The organism is Prauserella aidingensis, from assembly GCF_024171865.1.
Taxonomy (GTDB): Bacteria; Actinomycetota; Actinomycetes; order Mycobacteriales; family Pseudonocardiaceae; genus Prauserella; species Prauserella aidingensis.
In genome coordinates this window covers 231,129-254,984 of record NZ_JAMTCN010000005.1, presented here as the reverse complement: position 1 = coordinate 254,984, position 23,856 = coordinate 231,129, and the positions used below count along the sequence as shown (strand labels likewise).

Genomic DNA, 23,856 nt, shown 5'->3' with positions numbered 1-23,856 from the left:
CGAAGCGGAAACACCCCCGAACACGAAAACGGCCCTCGGTCCGATGTGGACCGAGGGCCGTTCCCGTTACTGCTTACCGGAAGTCGCGACCGAAGTCGTAGTCGTCCAGCGGCACCGCGGCACCGGTACCCGTACCGAACACGTCCGGCGTGTAGTAGCCGTCGTCGTAGGACGGGATCGCGTACGCCGCGACCCGGGCCTCCTCGGTCGGCTGCACCTGGATGTTGCGGTACTTGTTGATGCCCGTACCGGCCGGGATCAACTTACCGATGATCACGTTCTCCTTCAGGCCGACCAGGGAATCGCTCCGGCCGTTGATCGCCGCGTCGGTCAGGACCCGCGTGGTCTCCTGGAACGACGCCGCCGACAGCCACGAATCCGTGGTCAGCGAGGCCTTCGTGATACCCATCAGCACCGGACGACCCGAGGCCGGCTCGCCGCCCTCGGCGACCGCCTGCCGGTTGGTCTGCTCGAAGCGCGTGCGCTCCGGCAGCTCGCCCGGCAGGAACTCGGTGGCGCCCGAGTCGATGATCGTCACGCGGCGCAGCATCTGCCGCACGATGACCTCGATGTGCTTGTCGTGGATGCCCACACCCTGCGCCCGGTAGACCTTCTGGACCTCCTCGACGAGGTGCATCTGCGCCTCGCGCGGGCCCATCACACGGAGCACCTCGTGCGGGTCCGGCGTGCCCTCGAGCAGCGGCTGGCCGACACCGACGTGGTCGCCGTCGGCGAGCGGGCCGTTCGGGCCGACGGCGAGACGCTGCCGCTTCGACAGCTTGTCGAAGACGATCTCCTCGCTGCCGTCGTCCGGCACGAGCGTGATCTTCCAGAACCGCTCGCTCTCCTCGATGCGCACCCGGCCGTCGACGTCGGCGATCGGCGCCTTGCCCTTCGGGACACGGGCCTCGAACAGCTCCGTGACACGCGGCAGACCGGTCGTGATGTCGTCACCGGCGACACCACCCTGGTGGAACGTACGCATCGTCAGCTGCGTACCCGGCTCACCGATCGACTGGGCGGCGACGATACCGACGGCCTCGCCGACGTCCACCAGCTTGCCGGTGGCCATCGAACGGCCGTAGCAGGTCGCACACACACCGACCGACGACTCACAGGTCAGCACGCTGCGCACCTTGACCTTGGTGATGCCGCTGGCGATCAGCTTCTCGATCGCCGGGTCACCGAGGTCGTCGCCCGCGTTGAGCACCACGTTGCCGGAGGAGTCGACCGCGTCGGCGGCGAGGCTCCGCGCGTAGGCGCTCGTCTCGACGTTCTGCCCACGGACGATCCTGCCGTCGCCGAGGTCCTCACCGACGACCATGTTGATGCCGCGGTTCGTGCCGCAGTCGACCTCGCGGACGATGACGTCCTGCGAGACGTCCACCAGCCGCCGGGTCAGGTAACCCGAGTCGGCCGTACGGAGCGCCGTGTCGGCCAGACCCTTACGGGCACCGTGCGTGGCGATGAAGTACTCCGCCACCGACAGGCCCTCACGGAAGTTGGCCTTGATCGGACGCGGGATGTACTCACCCTTCGGGTTGGACACCAGACCACGCATACCGGCCAGCGACCGGACCTGCGTCATGTTGCCCGCCGCACCGGACTTCACGATCATCGAGATCGGGTTGTCGTCCGGGAAGTGGTCCTCCATGACCTTGGCGACGTCCTCCGTCGCCTGGCCCCACACCTTGACGAGCTCGTTGTTGCGCTCGGAGTGCGAGAGCTGACCACGCTGGTAGCGCTTCTCCACCTGGGCGGCCTTCGACTCGAAGTCGTCCAGGATGTCCTTCTTCTCCGGCGGCACGAGCACGTCGGAGATGGCGACCGTGACGCCCGAGCGCGTGGCCCAGTGGAAGCCGGCGTCCTTGAGCCGGTCCAGGGTCTGCGCCACCTGCGTCATGGAGTACCGCTCGGCGAGGTCGTTGACGATCGCACCCTGGCGCTTCTTCGCCAGCGGCTCGTTGACGAACGGGTAATCCGCGGGGAGCAGGTCGTTGAACATGACCCGGCCCAGCGTCGTCTCGGCCAGCCACGACTGACCGGGCTCCCAGCCCGCCTCGCGCAGCTTCGGCTCGTCCTCACGGGAGGGCTGCCGGTCCGTCACACGGATCTTGATCGGCGCGTGCAGGCTCAGCTGCTGCATGTCGAAGGCCATGATCGCCTCGGCCTCGGACGAGTACGCGTTGCCCGCACCGGTCGCGTTCTCGTCGAGACGGGTGAGGTGGAACAGGCCCGTGACCATGTCCAGTCGCGGCATCGCCAGCGGACGACCGGAGGCGGGCGACAGGATGTTGTTCGCCGACAGCATCAGGACGCGCGCCTCGGCCTGCGCCTCCGCGGACAGCGGAAGGTGCACGGCCATCTGGTCACCGTCGAAGTCCGCGTTGAACGCCTCGCAGACCAGCGGGTGCAGCTGGATGGCCTTGCCTTCCACCAGCTGCGGCTCGAAGGCCTGGATACCGAGACGGTGCAGCGTCGGAGCACGGTTCAGCAGCACGGGGTGACCACTGATGACCTCTTCCAGCACGTCCCACACGGCCGGCTTCGACCGCTCCACCATCCGCTTGGCGGACTTGATGTTCTGCGCGTGGTTGAGGTCCACCAGCCGCTTCATGACGAACGGCTTGAACAGCTCGAGCGCCATGTCCTTCGGCAGACCGCACTGGTGCAGCTTCAGCTGCGGGCCGACGATGATGACCGAACGGCCCGAGTAGTCGACACGCTTACCGAGCAGGTTCTGCCGGAACCGGCCCTGCTTGCCCTTGAGCAGGTCGGACAGCGACTTCAGCGGCCGGTTGCCGGGACCGGTCACCGGGCGACCGCGACGGCCGTTGTCGAACAGCGCGTCGACGGACTCCTGCAGCATCCGCTTCTCGTTGTTGACGATGATCTCGGGCGCGCCGAGGTCGATCAGTCGCTTGAGGCGGTTGTTGCGGTTGATGACCCGGCGGTACAGGTCGTTGAGGTCCGAGGTGGCGAAGCGGCCACCGTCGAGCTGCACCATCGGGCGCAGCTCCGGCGGGATCACCGGGACGGCGTCGAGCACCATGCCGCGCGGGTCGTTGCCCGTCGACTGGAAGGCCGCGACGACCTTCAGCCGCTTGAGCGCACGCAGCTTCTTCTGCCCCTTGCCGCCGCGGATGACCTCCCGCAGCGCCTCGGCCTCGGCGTCGACGTCGAAGTCCTCGGCCAGCTTCTGGATGGCCTCGGCACCCATGCCGCCGGTGAAGTACTCGCCGTAGCGGTCGACGAGCTCGCGGTAGAGCAGCTCGTCGACGATCAGCTGCCGCGGCTCGAGCTTGGTGAAGGTGTTCCAGACCTCCTCGAGTCGGTCCAGCTCGCGCTGGGCCTTGTCGCGGAGCTGGCGCATCTCACGCTCGCCGCCCTCCTTGACCTTGCGCTTGACGTCGGACTTCGCGCCCTCGTTCTCGAGCTCGGCCAGGTCGGCTTCCAGCTTCTGCGCGCGCTCCTCGATGTCGGAGTCGCGCTTGGCCTCGATGTTCTTGCGCTCCACGCCGATCTCGCTCTCGAGCGTCGGCATGTCGTTGTGGCGCAGCTCCGTGTTCACGCTCGTGATCACGTACGCGGCGAAGTAGATGATCTTCTCGAGGTCCTTCGGGGCCAGGTCCAGCAGGTAGCCCAGCCGGGAGGGAACGCCCTTGAAGTACCAGATGTGCGTGACCGGGGCGGCCAGCTCGATGTGGCCCATGCGCTCACGACGCACCTTGGCGCGGGTCACCTCGACGCCGCAGCGCTCACAGATGATGCCCTTGAAGCGCACCCGCTTGTACTTGCCGCAGTAGCACTCCCAGTCCCGGGTCGGACCGAAGATCTTCTCGCAGAAGAGCCCGTCCTTCTCCGGCTTGAGGGTGCGGTAGTTGATGGTCTCGGGCTTCTTGACCTCGCCGAAGGACCACTGGCGGATGTCGTCGGCGGTGGCCAGTCCGATTCGAAGCTCGTCGAAGAAATTGACGTCCAGCACTAGTCCGCCCCTCCGGAACGTTGCAATACGAAGAAAGTGTTACGACACATGGCTTTCCTTTGGCCGGCCACGGGGCGGATCCGCAATGGAACCGCCCCGCGGCCATGGCGGGCCGTTAACCCTGGACGATCTCGTCGGCGGACGGCGACTCGTTGCGGGACAGGTTGATGCCGAGGTTCGCCGCGGCGCGCTCGAGGTCCTCGTCGTCGGAGTCGCGCATCTCGATGGCGGCACCGTCGCTGGAGAGCACCTCGACGTTCAGGCACAGCGACTGGAGCTCCTTCAGCAACACCTTGAAGGACTCCGGGATGCCCGGGGACGGCATGTTCTCGCCCTTGACGACGGCCTCGTAGACCTTCACGCGGCCGAGCACGTCGTCGGACTTGATGGTGAGCAGCTCCTGCAGCGTGTACGCCGCGCCGTAGGCCTGCATCGCCCAGCACTCCATCTCACCGAAGCGCTGGCCACCGAACTGTGCCTTACCACCGAGCGGCTGCTGCGTGATCATCGAGTACGGACCCGTCGACCGCGCGTGGATCTTGTCGTCCACCATGTGGTGCAGCTTCAGCATGTACATGTAGCCGACGGCCACCGGGTACGGGTACGGCTCGCCGGAACGGCCGTCCAGCAGCGTGGCCTTGCCGTCCTCGCCGACCATGCGCTCGCCGTCGCGGTTCGGCTTGGTCGACGACAGCAGGCCCATCAGCTCGGCCTCCCGCGCACCGTCGAACACCGGCGTCGCGGTGTTGGTGCCCGGCTCGACGTCCAGCAGGTCCTCGGGCAGCTGCTGCGCCCACTCCGGGGAGCCCTCGACCTTCCAGCCCTGTGAGGCCAGCCAGCCGAGGTGCAGTTCGAGGATCTGCCCGATGTTCATACGACGCGGCACACCGTGCGTGTTCAGCACGACGTCGACCGGGGTGCCGTCCGGGAGGAACGGCATGTCCTCGGTCGGCAGGATCTTGCCGACGACGCCCTTGTTGCCGTGCCGGCCCGCGAGCTTGTCGCCGTCCTGGACCTTCGACTTCTTCGCCACGTACACGCGGACGAGCTCGTTGACGCCCGGGGGCAGCTCGTCGTCCTCCTCGCGGGAGAACACGCGGATGCCGATGACCTTGCCGGTCTCGCCGTGCGGCACCTTCAGCGAGGTGTCGCGCACCTCGCGGGCCTTCTCGCCGAAGATGGCGCGCAGCAGGCGCTCCTCCGGCGTCAGCTCCGTCTCGCCCTTCGGCGTGACCTTGCCGACCAGGATGTCGCCGTCACGGACCTCGGCACCGATGCGGATGATGCCGCGCTCGTCGAGGTCGGCCAGCACGTCCTCGGAGACGTTCGGGATGTCCCGGGTGATCTCCTCGGCACCGAGCTTGGTGTCGCGGGCGTCGATCTCGTGCTCCTCGATGTGGATCGAGGTGAGCACGTCGTCCTGGACCAGCCGCTGCGAGATGACGATGGCGTCCTCGTAGTTGTGGCCCTCCCACGGCATGACCGCCACGAGCAGGTTCTTGCCGAGCGCCATCTCGCCGTCCTCGGTGGACGGGCCGTCGGCCAGCACCTGGCCCTGCTCGACGCGGTCGCCCTCGGTGACCACCGGGCGGTGGTTGAAGCACGTGCCCGCGTTGGTGCGGCGGAACTTGTAGAGCCCGTAGGTCTTCCGCGTCCCGTCGTCGTGCATGACGGTGATCATGTCCGCGGACAGTTCCTCGACCACGCCGGCCTGCTCGGCGACGACCACGTCACCGGCGTCGACGGCAGCGGTGAGCTCGACACCCGTGCCGACCAGCGGCGACGAGGCCTGCAGCAGCGGCACCGCCTGCCGCTGCATGTTGGCGCCCATGAGCGCACGGTTGGCGTCGTCGTGCTCGAGGAACGGGATCATGCCGGTCGCGACGGAGACCATCTGCCGCGGCGACACGTCCATGTAGTCGATGTCCTGCGGGTCGATCAGCTCGACCTCGCCACCCTTACGGCGACCCAGGACGCCTTCCTCGGCGAACGTGCCGTCCTCGTTCAGCGGCGCGTTGGCCTGCGCCTTGACGTAACGGTCCTCCTCGTCGGCGGTCAGGTAGTGCACCTCGTCGGTGACCCGGCCGTCGACGACCTTCCGGTACGGCGTCTCGATGAAGCCGAACGGGTTGACGCGCCCGTAGGAGCACAGCGAACCGATCAGGCCGATGTTCGGGCCCTCAGGGGTCTCGATCGGGCACATGCGGCCGTAGTGGCTGGGGTGGACGTCTCGCACGTCCATGCCCGCGCGCTCACGGGACAGACCGCCCGGGCCCAGCGCCGAGAGACGGCGCTTGTGGGTCAGGCCCGACAGCGGGTTGTTCTGGTCCATGAACTGCGACAGCTGCGAGGTACCGAAGAACTCGCGGATCGCGGCGACGACCGGGCGGATGTTGATCAGCGTCTGCGGCGTGATGGCCTCGACGTCCTGGGTGGTCATCCGCTCGCGGACCACGCGTTCCATGCGGGACAGGCCCACGCGGATCTGGTTCTGGATCAGCTCGCCGACCGTGCGCAGGCGACGGTTGCCGAAGTGGTCGATGTCGTCGGTCTCGACGGGCACCTCGGTCTCGCCCGGCTGCATCGTCTCCTCGCCCGCGTGCAGGCGGACGAGGTACTCGATGGTCGTGACGATGTCTTCCTCGGTCAGCGTGCCGGTCTCGTACGGCAGGTTGATGCCGAGCTTCTTGTTGATCTTGTACCGGCCGACCTTGGCGAGGTCGTAGCGCTTGTCCTTGAAGAACAGGTTCTCCAGGAGCGTCTGCGCGCTCTCCTTGGTCGGCGGCTCACCGGGGCGCAGCTTGCGGTAGATGTCGAGCAGCGCCTCGTCGGTGCCGGCCGTCGAGTCCTTCTCGAGCGTCGCGAGCAGCGTCTCGGAGAACGAGAAACGCTCGCGGATCTGCTCGGTCGTCCAGCCGAGGGCCTTCAGCAGGACGGTGACCGGCTGGCGGCGCTTGCGGTCGATGCGCACACCGACGGTGTCGCGCTTGTCGACGTCGAACTCGAGCCACGCACCACGGCTCGGAATGATCTTGACGCTGAAGACGTCCTTGTCCGTCGACTTGTCGATCGCCTGGTCGAAGTAGACGCCGGGCGACCGGACGAGCTGCGAGACGACGACACGCTCGGTGCCGTTGATGATGAACGTGCCCTTGTCGGTCATCACGGGGAAGTCGCCCATGAAGACCGTCTGGCTCTTGATCTCGCCGGTGTTGTTGTTGACGAACTCGGCGGTGACGAACAGCGGCGCCGCGTACGTCATGTCCTTGTCCTTGCACTCCTCGACCGAGGCCTTCACCTCGTCGAAGCGCGGGTCGGAGAAGGAGAGGGACATCGAACCGGAGAAGTCCTCGATGGGCGAGATCTCGCCCAGAACTTCTGCGAGGCCACCGAGCGGGTTCTCCTCGCCGTCGTTGACGGCGCGTTCGAACCATGCCTCGGAACCGGTGAACCATTCGAAAGACCGGATCTGCACGTCGAGCAGGTCAGGAGTAGCCAGCGGTTCACGGATCTTCGCGAATGAGACCCGCTTCGGTGCTCCTGGAATTCCCGTTGACGAGCGCGTCGAGGTGGTCGCAGCAGTGGCCTGATTCGCGGGAGAGACTGCCAAGATGCGTCCTTCCGGGGACATAAGCGGTTGAGCAGCCGCGTAGCGACGAGCAACACGAACTGTCAAGGGTGCGGTAGTGCCGACCATCCTAGCTACCACGAATGGGCAGCATGAAAGTGGGCAGCGCAAAGGAGCAGTCTAGCCCCGAAGACGGCGGCTTGTCGAGGGGGCACGCCCAAGACGTGGGGCCCAGCCTCGTTCGCTCGTCTCCGGCTCGCCTCCCGCAAGGCTCGCCATTGCCTGTAAGCGTGAACCCCCGTGAGCGCTGAGTCAAGCATTCACACGCCGGATGCGCCGGGCGGAGGAGTACGAAATAGATCACGTACGCCCGGCTCTGGACAGCCCGGCCACCGGTGTGGCAGCCGGGCCGCCCGGGCGATCCGTGTCAGTTCCCGCCCTGGTCACCACCGTTCTGTCCACCCTGTTGGCCACCCTGTTGGCCGCCGTTCTGGCCACTGTTCTGACCGCCCTGCTGGCCGCCCTGCTGACCGTCGCCGGGCAGCGGCGCACCGGACGGGTCCTGCGACTGGCCGGGTGCAGGCGCGGGCTGCTGCGCGGCGTAGGTGTCGAGGTTCGTCACCTTCCACGCGTCGCCCTGCTTCTGTGTCTCCAGCCACATCGCGGCGCCGCCGACGGCAGGCTGTTCGTCCTGCGGCCGCGTGGCCGCCTGGTCGATGAACACCATGACGCGAGCACGGTCGCCGTCGAGGTTGACCACCGCGCTGCGCGTCGCGTGCACCGTCACGACGATCTTCTGGTCCGGGGCGAGCCGCTTGATCTCGCCCATGAGCGCGTCGTACTTCTGCTTCACCTCGCCACCGGCGAACAGCTCGTTCGCCGCCTTCTCCGTCTTGCCGAGGTTGTTGTGGTCGATGGAGAACAGCCGCTCGGCCGCCTTCTCCATGGCCTCCTTGACCTCGCTCGTGGCCGGACCGTCGACCAGCGCGGAGTTCGACGTCGCCGCGCGCGCCTCGCTGCCCTTGAGCTGGAAGAACACCGCGGCGCCCGCCAGAACCAGGCCCACGACGAGCAGCGCCGCGAGCGCGACGTAGCCCGGCTTCCTGCGGGTCTTGCCGCTGCCGCCGAGTGTGCGCACCGCGACCGCAGGCGTTCCCGGTTCCTCGGCGTCGAGCGTCTCGGCCTCGTCGAGGCTGGCAGGCTTGGCCCTGCCGCCGTCCTTCGCCTTGCGCCGCGGTCCCGGGCGCGGCGCCGACTCCGCGGCGTCGGCGCCGTCGTCCGCATCGGTGCCGTCGGTGTCGTCGGCCTCGTCGGCCTCGTCGGTGCCGTCGTACTCGGTGCCGTCGTGTTCGGTGCCGTCGTGTTCGGTGCCGTCGTGTTCGGTGCCGTCGTGCTCGCGGTCGCCGATCGTGCCCGTCTCGTCCTCGGGTTCGGACGCCGCCGCCCCGCCGCGGTCCGACACGCGCCCCGCGGCGTCCGTATCGGCGGCGGACGCCTCGGCGGACCCGGTCGGCCGGGCAGGCTCGACCGACTCGGCGTCCTGCGCCGACTCGGTCGGCTCCACGTCCTCGGCGGAACCCGGCTTGCGCAGGCCCGCGACCTTGGGACGACGCGTCGGCGTCGGGCGCGGCTGCGGGGTGGGCTTGCGACGGTTCGGTGGCACGGTGGGACTCCGTTCTGAGCTGCTGCGCGGTTCGTGGGCGCTGCGCGGGTTCAGGGTGCGCTACGGGTGCGCTACTGCTGCCCGCCGCCGGTGACGGGCACGTCGCCGATCTGCGACACCTTCCACGGGCCGTCCTCGCCGTCCCGCGTGAGCTGCACCTCGAGGCGCATGGTCTTCATGCCCTGCTGCTGGCCGCGCTTGATGTCGGCACTCGCCGCGACGATCGCGCTGGCCTTGCCCTCACGATCGTTCAGCTCGCTGACGGCGACGTCGTGCACGGTGGTCGTCACCTTGGACTTCGCCTTGGTGATCGCCTCGCGGTAGGTCTTCTCGGCCTGCGAGATCTGGTTCGCCAGCTCGCCGGTGGCGAGCTCCTTCTGCCTGCTGAAGTACTCGTCCAGCTTCGTGTGGTCGAGTTCGGTGAACGCCGTCACGGCCTGGCCCGCGACCCGCGTGACGTCCTGCCGCTCCGCGGCGATCTCGGCATCGTCCCCGGTGGCGCTCACCAGCCACCACACGCCGAACACCGCGGCGACGACGAACGCCGCCGTGGCGAACGCGGCCGCACCCAGCAGCGCCCAGCGCGGCGGTCCCGATCGCCGTTCCCCGTCGGTGCTGTCGTCGTCGGAGTCGTCGGCACCCGGTTCGGCCGTCCCGTCATCGGCGTCCGTGCCGGTGGCGTCCGTGTCAGACGCGGCGTCGGCGGACTCGGTGCCGTCCGACGCCGAGTCCGCGTCCGGCGACTCCGCCACGTCCACACCGGCCGCCTCCACATCGGCCGTCCCGACGTCGGCCGTGGCCGTGTCCTCCGTGTCCGCGGTTCCCGGAACGCCGGTGCCGGCCGCGCCGGTGCCGTCTTCCGCCTCGCCGGTGGCGCGGGCCTTCTCCGGCTCGTCCGAACTCATAACGCTCCAGGGTATTGCGGTCGTGTCAGCTTGCTGTGTGTCACCGGGGCGGCATCACCTCGCCCGACGTGGGTCACGGCCGGGCCAGTCCTGCGAGCTGGTCGAGGCTCGTGATGTCGAGCCCCGGGCTGCTCGCCACACCGGGAGTGCCGGCCAACGACGCCAGCTCCTCCTCGTCCCGCGTCGAGTTCTGCTCGACCTGCTGCTCGGTGGGCTTCACCGGGACGCCGTTGTACGGCGCGTTCTGCGAACCGCGCACGCTGATCGGGCTGCCGACCGGTTCGGCGCAGTACGCGTCCTCCTTGGGAGGCCGGTCCGAGGTGTCGTTGCCCGGACGGTACTCGTCGGGCGAACGGTATCCCTTGGTGCACGACGGCGGGTTGAACATGTTCAGCGCCAGGCCGAGGTGGGCGGTGCCGTCGCCGGGTGCGACGGAGAACGCACCGCCACTCACCATCGGGTAGGCGATGAACATCATCTCCAGCCCGTCCTGCCGTGTGACCAGCAGATTCGACGTCGTCAGCAGGTTCGCGGTGAGCGCCGACAGGCCGGGGCCCGTCTCCGCGAGTACCTGCTGCACCTGGTCGCCGACCTGCGGGGCGACGTCGACGAGGTTGCGGATGTCGGCGTCCGAGTCCTTCAGCGTCTGCGACAGGTCACGCAGGTCGCGGCTGAACGAGCGCATCGACCCGGTCAGCTCGTTCTGGGTGCGCAGCACGGTCGTTCCGGAGTCGAGCAGCTCCACCGTCTGCGGCAGGTGCTCGGAGGCGACCTCCGTGAACTCCTGCGTGGTGTCCATCAGCTGCTGCAGGTCGCGGCCGGTGCCGTTGAACGCGTCGTAGGACTCGTCGACGACGGTGCGCAGCGAATCGGTCGGCACCGACCTGGCCAGTGAGGACAGATCGCCGATCAGCTTCTCGGTGGGCACGGGGGTCTTCGTGTTGCGCGAGTCGATGACCGACCCCGCCTCGAGGAACGGCCCGCCGGAGCTCTGCGGCCGCAGATCGACGTACTGCTCACCGACCGCGGACCGGTTGGCCACGACGGCCTTCAGGTCGGCGGGCACGGGCGGCATGCCGGGTTCGATGTCGAGTTCGGCCTGGGTGCCGTCCTCGGTGAGGCTCAGCGGGCCGACGGTGCCGATGTTGTACCCGCGGTAGGTCACCTCGGCGCCCTCGAAGATGCCGCCGGATTCGGTGAGTTGCAGCTTCACGCTGTAGCCGCCCTGGCCGAACGCCTCCTCGACGTCGGTGAACCGCACGAGCGCGTACACCACCGCGACCACCGACATGATCGCGAACACGACGAGCTGGATCTTGGTCTTGCGCAACAGCATCAGCTACCGCCCCCTGACAGGGTGTCGAAGATCCCCTCGACGCCCGACGACTCCTGCGGCGCCGGCTCGTCCTGCCCGCCGGACTGCTGCTGTTGCCCGGACGACTGCTGGGACGCCACGCCCAGCGGCAGCGGCGGCGGATTGTCACCCGTCCCCTCGCGCGGCGACGTCAACTCGCCCAGGCCAGGCAGGTCCTGGATCGGGTTCTGCCTGCTGCGGCCGAGGTTGGCCAGCACGTTCTCCAGGTCCAGGTCCAGGTCGAGGTACAGGTTGAAGAAGTCGCCCTTGGCGCCCTTCACGGCCTGGTCGGTGAACGGATAGCTGAGCAGCAGTTCGAGCGACTTCGGCAGGTCCGAACCCGCCTCGCCGAGCTTGCGCAGCACCGGCATGAGGGCCTTCAGGTTTGCGACCAGGTCCTCCTGACTCCGGTTGATGGTCTGCGTGGCGACACCCGAGACGCGGTTCAGCGCCTGCAGCATCGTCACCAGCTGACCGCGCTGCTGCTCGAGCACCTCGAGGCCGGGGCCCAGGTTGTCGATGGCGCCCGCGATGCGGTCCTTCTGCCCCTTCAGGCTCATCGACAGGCGGTTCAGGCCGTCGAGTGCGCTGGTGATGTTGCCGGACTGCTCGTCGAGCGCCGACACCAACTTGTCGGCATTGCGCAGCAGGCCCTTGATGTCCTGCTCGTTGCCCGACAACGCCGTGTTGAGTTCCTTGGTGATGTTGTTGAGCTGTTCCACGCCACCGCCGTTGAGCAGCATCGACAGCGCGCCGAGCACTTCCTCGACCTCGACGCTGCGGTCGGTGCGCTCGACCGGGATCGTGTCGCCCTCGGACAGGTCCGCCTCCGCCGGGTCCTGGCCGGGTTCGCTCAGCTCGACGTACTTCTCGCCGAGCAGACTCGACTGGCGGAGGTTCGCGATCGCGTTGGCCGGCAGCTCGACGTCGCCGTTGACCAGCAACGTCACCTCGGCGGTCCAGCCGTCGCGGGCCAACGCGATCTTCTCCACCCGGCCGACCGGTACCTCGTTGACCTTGACGCCGGACTGTGGGACCAGGTCGAGCACGTCGCGGAACTGCACCTTCACCCGGTACGGATCGTCGCCCAGGTCGGCACCGCCCGGCAACGGCAGGTCGTAGACGCCGGAGAACCCGCAGCCGGACACGGCCAGCATCGCGGCCACGGCACCCGCGGACAGCAGTTTGCGGAACTTCACTGGCCACCTCCCGAGGACAGCACCTGCTGCGTCACCGGCAGCGGCAGTGGCGGCAGCTTGCCCTGGTTCAGCGCGTTCACCGACTGCGCCAGCGACGGCAGCGGCACCGCACCCTCCACGGCGTCGGCCACGCCCTGGCAGAGGTTGCCGACGGCGTCGAGCGCGTCCGGCGTCTGTTTGAGCAGGTTGCACACCATCGTGATCGGCGGCTGCGTCAGCTCGTTGAGGTTCGGCCGCGCGTCGAGCGTGCCCGACGAGGCGTTGTAGGTGTTGGCCAGGTTCGTCAGGGCCAGCGGGGCGACGTCGAGCGTCTCGGCGAGCGCTCCGCGCTGTTCGACGAGCACGCGCGTCACGCTGGCGAGCTTGTCGACGTTGGACTTGAGCTTGCCACGGTTGTTCTCGACGAAGCCCTTGACCGAGGTCAGCGCCTCGCCGAGCTGTTTCACCGTGGCCGACAGGTTCTCGCGCTCGCCCGACAGGTATCCGCTGACGTCGGCGAGTTGCCGTTCGAACTTCCGCACCGTTTGGTCACTGTTCGCGAGCGTCGTGGAGAACTTCGCCAGGTTCTCGACGGTGTCGAACAGGTCGCCCGAGTTGCCGGACAACGTTCCCGCCGCCTTGCCGAGCTTGGTGATCGTGTCGTGCAGGGCCTTGCCGTTGCCGTCGAGGTTGTTCGCGGTGGTGTCGAGCAGGTCCGACAGCGAACCGTTCTTGTTGGCACCGTTCGGGCCGAGCGATTCGGACACGCGGCTGAGGCTCTCGGCGAGCTGGTCGATCTCCAGCGGCACCTCGGTGCGGTCCTGGCTGATCACCGCGCCCGCGTCGAGCGTCGGACCGCCGGTGTAGGCGGGCGCGAACTGCACGTACCGGTCCGACACCAGCGACGGGGCGACGATGATCGCCTTCGCGTCGGCCGGGATCTTCACGTCGCGGTCGTAGGTCATCTCCACGAGCACGCGCTCACCCTGCGGCTCGACCTTCGTGACCTCGCCCATGTCGACGCCGAGCACCCGGACGGTGTTGCCCTCGTACAGGCCGATCGCGCTCGGGAAGTAGGCGCTGACGCGCTTGCTGTCGGCGTCCTTCAGCGTCCACCACAGTCCGCCCGCCACGACGAGCGCGAGGACGACGGCGAGTGTGACGCCGCGTGCGAGCCGCTGACCGAGTCGAGTGGTGATCATTTGACGTTGCACCCCTCTTCGTTCACCGGCCCGACGGACGGGAGCAGGAAGCCGCAGATGTAGTTGTCGAACCAGCGGCCGTTACCGATCGTGTTGTTGAAGACACGGATGAACGGGGCGAACCGGCGGATGCCCTCGCTCAACGACTCCTCGTTGCGCTGCAGCATGCCGGTGAGCCGGTCGAGCTTGTTCAGCACCGGGCCGATCTGCTCGTTGTTGTCGTTGACGAAGCCCTTCAACTGGGTCGACAGCTCCTGGCTGCCCTGCAGCATCGTGGTGATCGCCTGCTTGCGCCGCTGCAGTTCGCCCAGCAGCTTCGACCCGTCGTTCATCAACTTCACGAGCTGCTCGTCGCGGCCCGCGAGCGTGCCCGAGATCTGCTTGGTGTTCTGCAGCAGGTTCTTGAGCTGCTGATCGCGCTTGGAGATGGTGTCCGACAGTTTCGACAGCCCGTTGAGCGCGCCGCGCACGTCCTCGGGGGTGTCGGAGAACGTCTCGGACAGCACGTCGAAGCTCTGCGCCAGCTGGTCGGTGTCGATCTCGTCGACGGTTCCGGACAGGTCGCGGAACGCCTCGAGCACGTCGTACGGCGCCGTGGTGCGCTCACGCGGGATCGTCGCGCCCGGGTCGAGCGGCTGCTCCCCCACCGGGTCGAGCGCCACGTACTTCTGCCCCAGCAACGTCTTGATCTTGATCGTCGCCGAGGTGCGATCGCCCAGCCAGGCGTCGCGCACCTTGAACGTCACGTTCACGCGGTCGCCGTCGAGTTCGACGTCGCTGACGTTGCCGACCTTCACGCCGGCCACGCGCACCTCGTCGTCGGCCTTCAGTCCCGCCGCCTCGCTGAAGTCGGCCTGGTACGTCGTCCCGCCGCCGATGATCGGCAGGTCCTCGGTGTTCAGCGCGGCCACGATGCCGAGCACGATCACGACGATGCCCGCGATCGCGATGGGGATCGGGTTGCGCTTCTGGAAGCTCTTCATTCGCTGATGCACCGCTCCCTGTTGACCGGCGCGATTTCCGCGTTGACGGGCTGTTGCATGAGACCCGGGATCCGGACGCTGCCGCTCGCACTGCACATGAAGAAGTTGAACCACGAGCCGTAGTCGGCGGTCGCGGTCATCTTCCGCGCCTTCTCGGGCAGGAACCGGATGAAGTGCTCGACCACCTGCTCCTGCTCGTTGAGGTTGCCGGTCAGCTCACCGAGGGCCTTGATGTCCTGCTTCAGCGGGCCGCGGCCCTCCTTCAGCAGGCCTGCGGTGGTCTGCGCCAGACCGCCGAGCGCGTCGATCGACTGCCCGATCGGGTCTTTGTCCTTGGCCAGGCCCGACACGAGCTTCTGCAGCCGCACGATCAGCTGGTCCAGCTGTGGCGTGCGCTGGTTGACCGTCGTCAGCACGCTGTTGAGGTTGTTGATGACCTGGCCGATGACCTGGTCCTTCTCGGCGAGCTTCGTCGTCAGCGACGCGGTGTGCGACAGCAGGCTCTCGACCGTGCCGCCCTCGCCCTGCAGGACCTGGATGATCTCGTACGACAGCTTGTTGACATCGTCCGGTGAGAGCGCCCTGAACAGCGGCTTGAAGCCGTTGAACAGTTCGTTGAGGTCGAGCGCGGGCGTCGTCCGTTCCAGCGGGATCGTGTCCCCCGGTTCGAGCGTGCCCTGCGGCCCCGCCCCGCCCGGCTGGTTGCCCCCGCCGGAGCTCGCAGCCTGCACCTCGCCCTGGCCGCCCCGCTCGAGCGAGATGTAGCGCTGGCCCACGAGGTTGCGGTACTTGATCGAGGCGTGCACGTTCGCGGGCAGCTCCCGTCCGGCGTCGACCTCGAACTCGACCTCCGCGAGCCTGCGGTCGACGATCTCGACGGAGTTGACCTGGCCGACGCGCACGCCCGCGATGCGGACGTCGTCGTTGGGGATCACCATCGTCGCGTCGGTGAACCGGGCCTTGTACGTCGCGGTGTCGGACAGGTTGAGGTTCGCGATGCTGATCGCGAGCACACCGGTGAACAGCACCGTGACGGTGATGAAGACACCGAGTTTGACCAGTGGTGCGGTGAGTCCACGCATTATTCGACCGTCACCTCAGCTCCTCGGTACATCGGGGCGATGAGCAGCGCGCCCCAGCCGGGCACGTCGTCGGCGGCCATGCCGAGCTGCGGCGCGGTCAACTGCGAGATCAACCGCAGCTCACCCGGCGAGCCCGCCGGGTCGCCGCCCGCAAGCCCCGGAGCGGCCGCACCGCCACCACTGTTGTCGTAGCCACCCGCGGTGGCCTGGTCGTCGGCCTGGCTGAGGCCGTTGTTCGACGACCGTGCGGGCGGCGGCGACGTGCTGCCGTCCTTCACCGGCCCGTCCGGCGGATACTGCGGGAACGGGTCCGGCATCTCCGCGAAGTCGTAGCAACGCGGCCCCCGGTGGTCGTTCCACGCCGGCTCGTCCTGACCCGGCTTGTACGGACCGCGGTTGTTGGTGATCTCGAGCGTCGCGTGCAGGCCGGGCTTGTTGGTGCCCTTGCCGAACGCCTTGTCGATCCGCGGCACCAGTTCGGCCATCTGCCCGAGGAAGCACGGGTACGACGGCGCGTACTTGGCCAGCAGTTCGGCTGTCGGCCGGGCGGTCTCGCCGAGCTGGATGAGGTTCGACGAGTTGGCCTTCAGCCACCCGTGCAGGTCGGTCGAGGCGCCCGTGATGCTCGTGTACATGGTGGACAGCGCCTGCTTCTTCTCGACGATCGTCCTGCTCGTCGTCGTCAGGTTGTCGAGCGTCTGCACCAGGTCCGGGGTGACGTCGGACAGGTTGTGGGAGAACTTCGCCAGCTCCTGCAGGTTCTCCTGCAGCTTCGGCACGTGCGGGTTCAGCTTGCCCAGGTAGTCGGCCAGGTCCGACACCGTCCGGCCCAGCTGCTCACCGCGGCCGTCCAGCGCCGTCGAGATCGCGGTCAGCGTGGCCGAGAGTTTCTGCGGCTGCACCGCCTTCAACACCGGCATCAGGTCCGAGAGGGCCTGTTCGAGCTCGATCGCGCTCTCGGTGCGGTCCTGTGGGATGACGTCGCCGGACCGCAACGGCGTCGACTCGGCACCCTCCGGGACCTCCAGGTTCACGAACCGTTCACCGAAGAGCGTCTTCGGCAGGAATCGGGCGGACACGTTCGCGGGCACGAGCTCGGCCTGCTCCGGGTCGAGGTTCAGCGTCAGCTCCGTGGAACCGCCCTCGACCGGGGTGATCTCGCCGACGTGGCCGACGATCAGCCCCCGCACCTTCACGTCCGAGTTCTCGGACAGCTGGTTGCCGACCTCGTCGGCCTGCAGCGTCACCGTGACGTACGAGCTGAACGCCTTGTTGTAGATCGCCACACTCAGGGCCACTCCGCCGACCAACAGTCCGACGAGCAACAGCCCCAGCAGCCTTCGACGCAGTGTCGCCATCATCCCGCGATCCTCACCGTCGTGTCGGTTCCCCAGAGCGCGAACCCGACGAAGAAGTTGACCACCGCGACCGTGACGATCGACAACCGCACGGCACGGCCGACGGCCACACCGACGCCCGCGGGGCCGCCGCTGGCCTTGTAGCCGTAGTAGCAGTGCGTGAGGATGATCAAGACGCTGAATATCAGCACCTTGATGAACGAATACAGCACGTCCTGCGGTGGCAGGAACATCTCGAAGTAGTGGTCGTAGGTACCCGCCGATTGGCCGTAGATGTAGATGACCACGGCCCGCGACGCCAGGTACGACGACATCAGGCCGATGACGTACAGCGGGATGACCGCGACGAAGCCGGCGATGATCCGTGTCGTGACCAGGTACGGCAGGCTCGGCACGGCCATCACCTCGAGCGCGTCGATCTCCTCGGAGATCCGCATCGCGCCCAGCTGGGCGGTGAAGCCGGAGCCGACCGTCGCCGACAGCGCGAGACCGGCCACCAGGGGCGCGATCTCACGGGTGTTGAAGAACGACGTCAGGAAGCCGGTGAACGCCGACGTGCCGATGGAGTCCAGGGCCGAGAAGCCCTGCAGGCCGACGAGCACACCGGTGAACAGGGTCAGGCCGACCATCACGCCGACGGTGCCGCCGATCATCGCCAGCGAACCGGAGCCGAAACTGACCTCGGCCAGCAGGCGCAGCACCTCCTTGAGGTACCGCCGGATCGTCCGCGGCGCCCACGCAAGGGCGCGCAGGTAGAACGACATCTGGTCGCCGAGATCGTCGAGCGTCTCGAGCGGGCGGTTCGCGATCTTTTTCGCGCGCTGGGTCGCGGAGGCCATCGGTCAGCCCAACTTCGGCGGGACGAGCTGCAGATAGATCAGCGTCATGACGACGTTGACCACGAACAGCAGCAGGAACGTGATGACGACGGACTGGTTGACCGCGTCGCCGACGCCCTTCGGCCCGGGCGGCGGGTTCAGCCCCCGGTAGGAGGCCACGACGGCGGCGAGGAACCCGAAGATGAGCGCCTTGATCTCACCGACCCACAGGTCGGGCAGCTGCGCCAGTGCCGAGAAGCTGGCCAGGTACGCACCCGGGGTGCCGCCCTGGAGCACGACGTTGAAGAAGTAGCCGCCCAGCACACCGATGACGCTGACCATGCCGTTCAGCAGCACCGCGACGAGCATGCACGCCAGCACCCGCGGCACGATGAGACGCTGCACCGCGGAGACGCCCAGCACCTCCATGGCGTCGATCTCCTCGCGGATGGTGCGGGCGCCGATGTCGGCGCAGATCGCCGACCCGCCCGCACCGGCGACGAGCAACGCCGTCACCAGCGGCGCGGCCTGCTGCACGGTCGCGAGCACGCTGCCGGCACCGGTGTAGGACTCCGCACCGAGCTGGCTCGCGAGCGACCCGAACTGCAGCGAGATGATCGCGCCGAACGGGATCGCCACCAGCGCCGTCGGCAGGATCGTGACGCTGGCGATGAACCAGGCCTGCTGGATGAACTCGCGCAGCTGGAACGGACGCTGGAACAGGCCCCGGGAGATGTCGAGGCCGAGAGCGAACAGCTTGCCCGTCTCGCGCAGCATCCCGAGGCCGGGGACGGTGGCCGAGCGTGAACTCATGCGCCGCCTCGCCGCGGCCGCAGCGGCTGGGTCGGCGCCGACTGCTCGGCGCTCGGCCATGCGGGCGAGCCGGGCAGGTCGGCGACGTCACCCGCGGGGAGGTTGCCCTGGACCTGTGTCCGGCCGCCCGCGGTGACGGCGGGTTCCGGAATGCCGTAGTGCCTGCGCTCCTCGGGCGTCAGCGAGGCGATGATGCCCTCGCGGGCGGGCTCGGGAAGGGTGTGGAGCACCTGCACCACGCGGTCCTTACGGCGGATCGCGCCCTGTCGCTCCGGCAGGCCGGGCGTGGGCTGCAGCTGCGGGACGATGCCGCGCAGGTCCTCGGTCGACCCGTCGTGGTGGCCCGCGTCGGCCTGCTCCTGCTCGAGCGCCATCTGGGCCGAGTCCTTCTCCTCGCTCATGCCGATCGGGCCGAGCCTGCGGCCGTTGAGGAACTGCTCGACGACCGGCTCGTCCGAGGTCAGCAGCACCTCGCGCGGGCCGAACATCACCAGTTCCTTGCGGAACAGCATGCCGATGTTGTCCGGCACGGTACGGGCGAGGTTGATGTTGTGCGTGACGATCAGGATCGTCGCGTCGATCTGGGCGTTGAGGTCGATCAGCAGCTGCGACAGGTATGCCGTGCGCACCGGGTCCAGACCCGAGTCCGGCTCGTCGCACAGGATGATCTCGGGGTCGAGCACCAGCGCGCGGGCCAGACCGGCACGCTTGCGCATACCGCCGGAGATCTCACCGGGCAGCTTGTCCTCGGCGCCGGACAGTCCGGTCAGCTCGAGCTTCTCGAGCACGATCTTCCGAACCTCGGTCTCCGACTTCTTCGTGTGCTCCCGCAGCGGGAACGCCACGTTGTCGTAGAGGTTCATCGACCCGAACAGCGCACCGTCCTGGAACAGCACCCCGAACAGCTTGCGCGTCTCGTACAGCTTGCGCTCGGAACACCGCACGATGTCGGTGCCGTTGATCTCGCACTTGCCCTTGTCGGGCTTGAGCAGACCGATCATCGACTTGAGGAACACCGACTTGCCGGTACCCGACGGGCCGAGCATCACCGACACTTCCCCAGGCGGCAGGTTCAGCGTCACGTCACGCCAGATGGCCTGCTTGCCGAAGGACTTGGTCAAGCCCTCGATGACCACCTCGGCACCCATCGCACCCTCCCGGAGCGGTTCCGCGGCCACGGCCGATGCCCACCCGTTTCCGGTGGTGCACCCGGCGGTGCCCACCTCCCCAGGAGGTGCCGACCGCCATGTCCGCAGCGTCTTCCTTCTACGAGCAACGACCGAAGCCCGGATAAGTTACTCACTGGTTCACACCCGGATCGCGCGCTCGGAGTAATCCCCGACACAGACCGTGTGATGTGGATGTGCAAGGTAACCCACCACGCACTCGCGGAACGAACAGCACTCCCACGAATGTGATGAATGGACACGCCGCGTGCCCACGGAAGATCATTTTCCGCCGCATTCTTCCGACATACGAAAACCGCCGACCGCCGACGACACCCCGGGTAGAACGCCCCCAAGGGCACATTGGTCGCGTTGAGTGCAACCAGGGTGCCCCTGGGGGCATCACGGGGCCTCACCGCGGACACGAAAAAGCGGGCGGACACCCCGTGGGATGTCCGCCCGCTTTCGCTGTAATCGATGCGCCCGCAGGCGTCAGATCACTTGAGCGAGACCTTGCCGCCGGCCTCCTCGAGCTTGGCCTTGGCGGCCTCGGCGGCCTCCTTGTCGACCTTCTCGAGCAGCGGCTTCGGGACGCCCTCGACGAGCTCCTTGGCCTCCTTCAGGCCGAGACCGGAGATGACCTCGCGGACGACCTTGATGACCTGGATCTTCTTGTCGCCGGCGTCCTCGAGGACGACGTCGAACTCGTCCTGCTCCTCCTCGGCGGCGGCACCGGCGTCGGCGCCCGGGGCGGCGGCGACGACCTGGGCGGCCGGGGCGGCGGCCGTGACGTCGAAGGTCTCCTCGAACTTCGTCACGAACTCGGACAGCTCAAGCAGCGTCAGCTCCTTGAAGGCGTCGAGCAGTTCGTCCGTGCTCATCTTCGCCATGGTGGCGTTCCTTCCTTGCTTGCGACTCGGGAGTCGGTGGGTGTGTGTCGGTCAGCTCTCGGCGTCGGACGCGGAGCCGGATTCGGACTTCTGCTTGTCCTCGAGCGCGGCGGCGGCGCGGGCCATCTTCGACAGCGGCGCCTCGAACAGCGACGCGGCCTCGGACAGCTTGGCCTTGAACGCACCCGCGGCCCTGGACAGCAGGACATCGCGGCTCTCGAGGTCGGCGAGCTGGTTGATCTCGCTGACGCTCATCGTGCGGCCATCCATGTAGCCGCCCTTGATGACAAGCGCGTTGTTGTCCTTCGCGAAGTTCTTCAGAGCCTTCGCGGCCTCGACCGGCTCGCCCTCGATGAAGGCGATCGCGGTGGGGCCGATGAAGAGCTCGTTCAGTTCCTCGACGCCCGCATCCTCAGCGGCACGCTTGGTGAGGGTGTTCTTCGCGACCCGGTACTTCACGGTGGAGCCGAGAGCGCGGCGCAGCTCGCTGAGCTGGGACACGGAGAGGCCGGAGTACTCGGTGATGACCGTGGCCGAGCTGTTGCGGAACGAGTCCGCAATCTCGGCGACCGCCTCCACCTTTTCGGGCTTCGCCATGGTCGCCTCCTCTCTTGGCTGGTGACCACTGCCTTGCCCGCGACTACCCTGGAAACGACGAAACGCCCCGGCGCGCGCGGCAGAATCCAGCGCAGCAGGCTCGGGGCGTCGATACACACGGGTGCCCGTGTGGCGATCCTCGTTCCTCCCTGCGCGGGTCGCCGCCCGTTCGGCGGACCTTCGTTCCCGGAGTAGCCCCGGGAAGACCAGCGGTCTTCGGTAGAACCGTCGACGACTATACGCCCACGTCGCGGCGGCACCGACACCCGGGTCGGCACACGACTCCCGCACGCGGAGCGTGAGCAGGCATCATGGGCGCGTGACGGAACAGCGAACCGATCCGGCGGGCGGCGAACCGGACCGACCCGGCGAGTCCCCCGACGCCTCGCGCCCGCCGGAAGGCGCAGCCACGAGTCCCGGCAGCACGAGCAGGCCCGCGGATGCAGCCGGCACGGCGGGTTCCGCCGGTCCGGACTCCGGCGCCGGTGCGGACGTCCCGGGCGATACGGCGCCGACACCGCCCTCCGGCACGGAGATCCAGCCCGCGGTCGCGGCGACACCGGACGCGGCCGGCCCCGTCGACGAGGAGCAGCTGCGACAGTTCCGCCAGTTCCAGCAGTTCCAGGAGTTCCTCAAGTTCCAGGAGGCCCAGCAGGGCGGACAGGGCGGCGCGGTCGTCCCCGGCACTCCTCCCGCCCAGCACCCGCCTGCTCCGTACCAGGGCTCGCAGGTCCCGGCCGCGCCGTCCGGCCACGCGGCACCGCTGCCCGAGGCGGCACCCGGCAGGCTGCCCGAACCCGCACAGCGGCCGCGGAGGCGACCCCCGCGCTGGCTGACCTGGCTCGGCAAGAAGCTGCTCGGCTGGCTCGTCGCGTTCCTGCTGTTGGCACTCGCCGCGACATGGGCCTACAACCACTTCTTCGGCACCGGCGACAGCGACCAGACCACCGAGGAGTACGCACGCGGGGGCGGCGGTTCGTACCACGCCACCGAGCTGCTGGCCGACAATCCGTACGCGGCGGTGCGTTCGGTCTACGACGCGATCGCGCAGGCGGACCCGGACACCGGCATGCCGGACGCCGACAAGGCGTGCGGCCGGTTCGAGGAGGCCACGCAGCAGCGCTTCGCCGACAACATCGGTTCGGCCGACTGCCGCGAGGCCGTGAACGGGCTCCACGAACAGGTCACACACGTCAACGACTACGCGGAGTCCATCTACCCCCGCGGCTACCTGCCGACCTCGAAGACCGAGCGGATCGATTCCTGTTCGTTCACGATCAGCGGCGGCCCGGCGCTCGGCGTGTTCACCGTCGAGAAGGTCGAACACGACCAGTGGCTGATCACCGGGCACGACGACGGACCGGAGACGTGCCCCGGGCAGGGGCCGTCGCGGCAGCAGCCGTCGGGCCCCGCGCAGCAGCCGGGCAACTGAACGTTCCCGCCCGCGCCCGACCGGACCCACCGACGAACGACCCGCGGACGAACGACAGCGGGGCGGCTCACCCGCGATGGGTGAACCGCCCCGCTGCGACGCTGTGCGTCCTGATGACGCGGTGCGCCCGGTGACGCCTCAGGCGTTCGCGTCCTCCGCGAGGAGGTCGCGCGTACGCGTCGGGTCGACCGGGATGCCCGGGCCCATGGTCGTCGTGAAGGTGACCTTCTTGACGTAGCGGCCCTTGGCGGCGGACGGCTTCGCACGCAGCACCTCGTCGAGGGCCGCGGCGTAGTTCTCGACCAGCTTCTCGGTGTCGAACGACGCCTTGCCGATGGCCAGGTGCAGGTTCGACTGCTTGTCGACGCGGAAGCTGACCTTACCGCCCTTGATCTCGCTGACGGCCTTCGTGACGTCGGGCGTCACGGTGCCCGTCTTCGGGTTCGGCATCAGGCCACGCGGGCCCAGAACGCGGGCCACGCGGCCCACCTTCGCCATCTGGTCCGGGGTCGCGATCGCGGCATCGAACTCGAGCCAGCCACCCTGGATGCGCTCGATCAGATCGTCGGAACCGACCACGTCGGCACCGGCGGCCTCGGCCTCTGCGGCCTTGTCACCGGTGGCGAAAACAGCGACGCGGACGGTTTTACCCGTGCCGTGCGGCAGGTTCACGGTGCCGCGGACCATCTGGTCTGCCTTGCGGGGGTCGACGCCGAGCCGCATCGCGATCTCGACCGTGGCGTCCAGCTTGTTCTTGCCGGACGTCTCCTTGGCCAGCTTCACCGCGTCGAGCGGGGCGTACAGCCGGGTCTGGTCCACGAGCTCGGCGGCCTGACGGTAGGCCTTGCTGCGCTTGGTCATG

Annotated in this window: 17 protein-coding genes; 1 reads left to right on the top strand and 16 read right to left on the bottom strand. The window is 68.2% G+C overall.

The window, feature by feature from the left end; genetic code table 11:
* Positions 1-73 precede the first annotated feature (73 nt).
* From LY13_RS08870 to rplJ, 15 genes are all read right to left on the bottom strand, one after another.
* The gene (locus tag LY13_RS08870; protein ID WP_253827816.1) at positions 74-3,985 is read right to left on the bottom strand and encodes a DNA-directed RNA polymerase subunit beta'; all 3,912 of its coding nucleotides are present in this window, start codon (positions 3,983-3,985) and stop codon (positions 74-76) included.
* Between the two features lie 115 nt (positions 3,986-4,100).
* Positions 4,101-7,595 (bottom strand): DNA-directed RNA polymerase subunit beta, encoded by a 3,495-nt coding sequence (rpoB, locus tag LY13_RS08865; protein ID WP_253827814.1) that lies wholly within the window; start codon positions 7,593-7,595, stop codon positions 4,101-4,103.
* Positions 7,596-7,980: 385 nt separating this feature from the next.
* Positions 7,981-9,216 carry a hypothetical protein gene (locus LY13_RS08860; RefSeq protein WP_253827813.1) on the bottom strand — a complete coding sequence of 412 codons (1,236 nt, stop codon included), beginning with the start codon at positions 9,214-9,216 and terminating at the stop codon, positions 7,981-7,983.
* A gap of 71 nt (positions 9,217-9,287) precedes the next feature.
* The gene (locus tag LY13_RS08855) at positions 9,288-10,121 is read right to left on the bottom strand and encodes a prolipoprotein diacylglyceryl transferase (RefSeq protein WP_253827812.1); all 834 of its coding nucleotides are present in this window, start codon (positions 10,119-10,121) and stop codon (positions 9,288-9,290) included.
* 73 nt (positions 10,122-10,194) lie between these two features.
* Entirely contained in the window at positions 10,195-11,457 is a 1,263-nt protein-coding gene (locus tag LY13_RS08850) for an MCE family protein (RefSeq protein WP_253827811.1), read from the bottom strand.
* A complete protein-coding gene (locus LY13_RS08845; RefSeq protein ID WP_253827882.1) occupies positions 11,457-12,632 on the bottom strand; it encodes an MCE family protein in 1,176 nt (391 codons plus the stop codon). The genes LY13_RS08850 and LY13_RS08845 overlap by 1 nt, the downstream gene beginning before the upstream one ends.
* A 38-nt stretch (positions 12,633-12,670) precedes the next feature.
* Entirely contained in the window at positions 12,671-13,855 is a 1,185-nt protein-coding gene (locus LY13_RS08840) for an MCE family protein (RefSeq protein ID WP_253827810.1), read from the bottom strand.
* The gene (locus tag LY13_RS08835; protein WP_253827809.1) at positions 13,852-14,838 is read right to left on the bottom strand and encodes an MCE family protein; all 987 of its coding nucleotides are present in this window, start codon (positions 14,836-14,838) and stop codon (positions 13,852-13,854) included. The genes LY13_RS08840 and LY13_RS08835 overlap by 4 nt, the downstream gene beginning before the upstream one ends.
* Positions 14,835-15,920: an MCE family protein gene (locus tag LY13_RS08830; RefSeq protein ID WP_253827808.1), complete on the bottom strand. Its 1,086-nt coding sequence runs from the start codon at positions 15,918-15,920 to the stop codon at positions 14,835-14,837. Before LY13_RS08830 ends, LY13_RS08835 begins: the two co-directional genes overlap by 4 nt.
* Positions 15,920-17,281, bottom strand: a complete 1,362-nt coding sequence (locus LY13_RS08825; RefSeq protein ID WP_253827807.1) for an MCE family protein — start codon at positions 17,279-17,281, stop codon at positions 15,920-15,922. The genes LY13_RS08830 and LY13_RS08825 overlap by 1 nt, the downstream gene beginning before the upstream one ends.
* Entirely contained in the window at positions 17,278-18,117 is an 840-nt protein-coding gene (locus LY13_RS08820; protein ID WP_253827806.1) for an MlaE family ABC transporter permease, read from the bottom strand. The genes LY13_RS08825 and LY13_RS08820 overlap by 4 nt, the downstream gene beginning before the upstream one ends.
* Positions 18,118-18,120: 3 nt before the next feature.
* Entirely contained in the window at positions 18,121-18,873 is a 753-nt protein-coding gene (locus LY13_RS08815) for an MlaE family ABC transporter permease (RefSeq protein ID WP_372493799.1), read from the bottom strand.
* Positions 18,874-18,905: 32 nt separating this feature from the next.
* Positions 18,906-20,057: an ABC transporter ATP-binding protein gene (locus LY13_RS08810; RefSeq protein ID WP_253827804.1), complete on the bottom strand. Its 1,152-nt coding sequence runs from the start codon at positions 20,055-20,057 to the stop codon at positions 18,906-18,908.
* A gap of 515 nt (positions 20,058-20,572) precedes the next feature.
* Entirely contained in the window at positions 20,573-20,965 is a 393-nt protein-coding gene (gene rplL / locus LY13_RS08805) for a 50S ribosomal protein L7/L12 (RefSeq protein ID WP_183646230.1), read from the bottom strand.
* A 51-nt stretch (positions 20,966-21,016) separates the two neighbouring features.
* Complete coding sequence (gene rplJ / locus LY13_RS08800; RefSeq protein WP_253827803.1) at positions 21,017-21,562, bottom strand: 50S ribosomal protein L10; 546 nt, start codon at positions 21,560-21,562, stop codon at positions 21,017-21,019.
* A 319-nt stretch (positions 21,563-21,881) separates the two neighbouring features.
* Here rplJ and LY13_RS08795 point away from each other — a divergent pair, with 319 nt between their 5' ends.
* On the top strand, positions 21,882-22,994 hold the full coding sequence (locus tag LY13_RS08795; RefSeq protein WP_308216288.1) for a hypothetical protein: 1,113 nt from the start codon (positions 21,882-21,884) through the stop codon (positions 22,992-22,994).
* Positions 22,995-23,132: 138 nt separating this feature from the next.
* Here the strand turns inward: LY13_RS08795 and rplA are convergent, their stop codons facing one another.
* On the bottom strand, positions 23,133-23,855 hold the full coding sequence (gene rplA, locus LY13_RS08790) for a 50S ribosomal protein L1 (protein ID WP_253827802.1): 723 nt from the start codon (positions 23,853-23,855) through the stop codon (positions 23,133-23,135).
* Position 23,856: the final 1 nt, after the last annotated feature.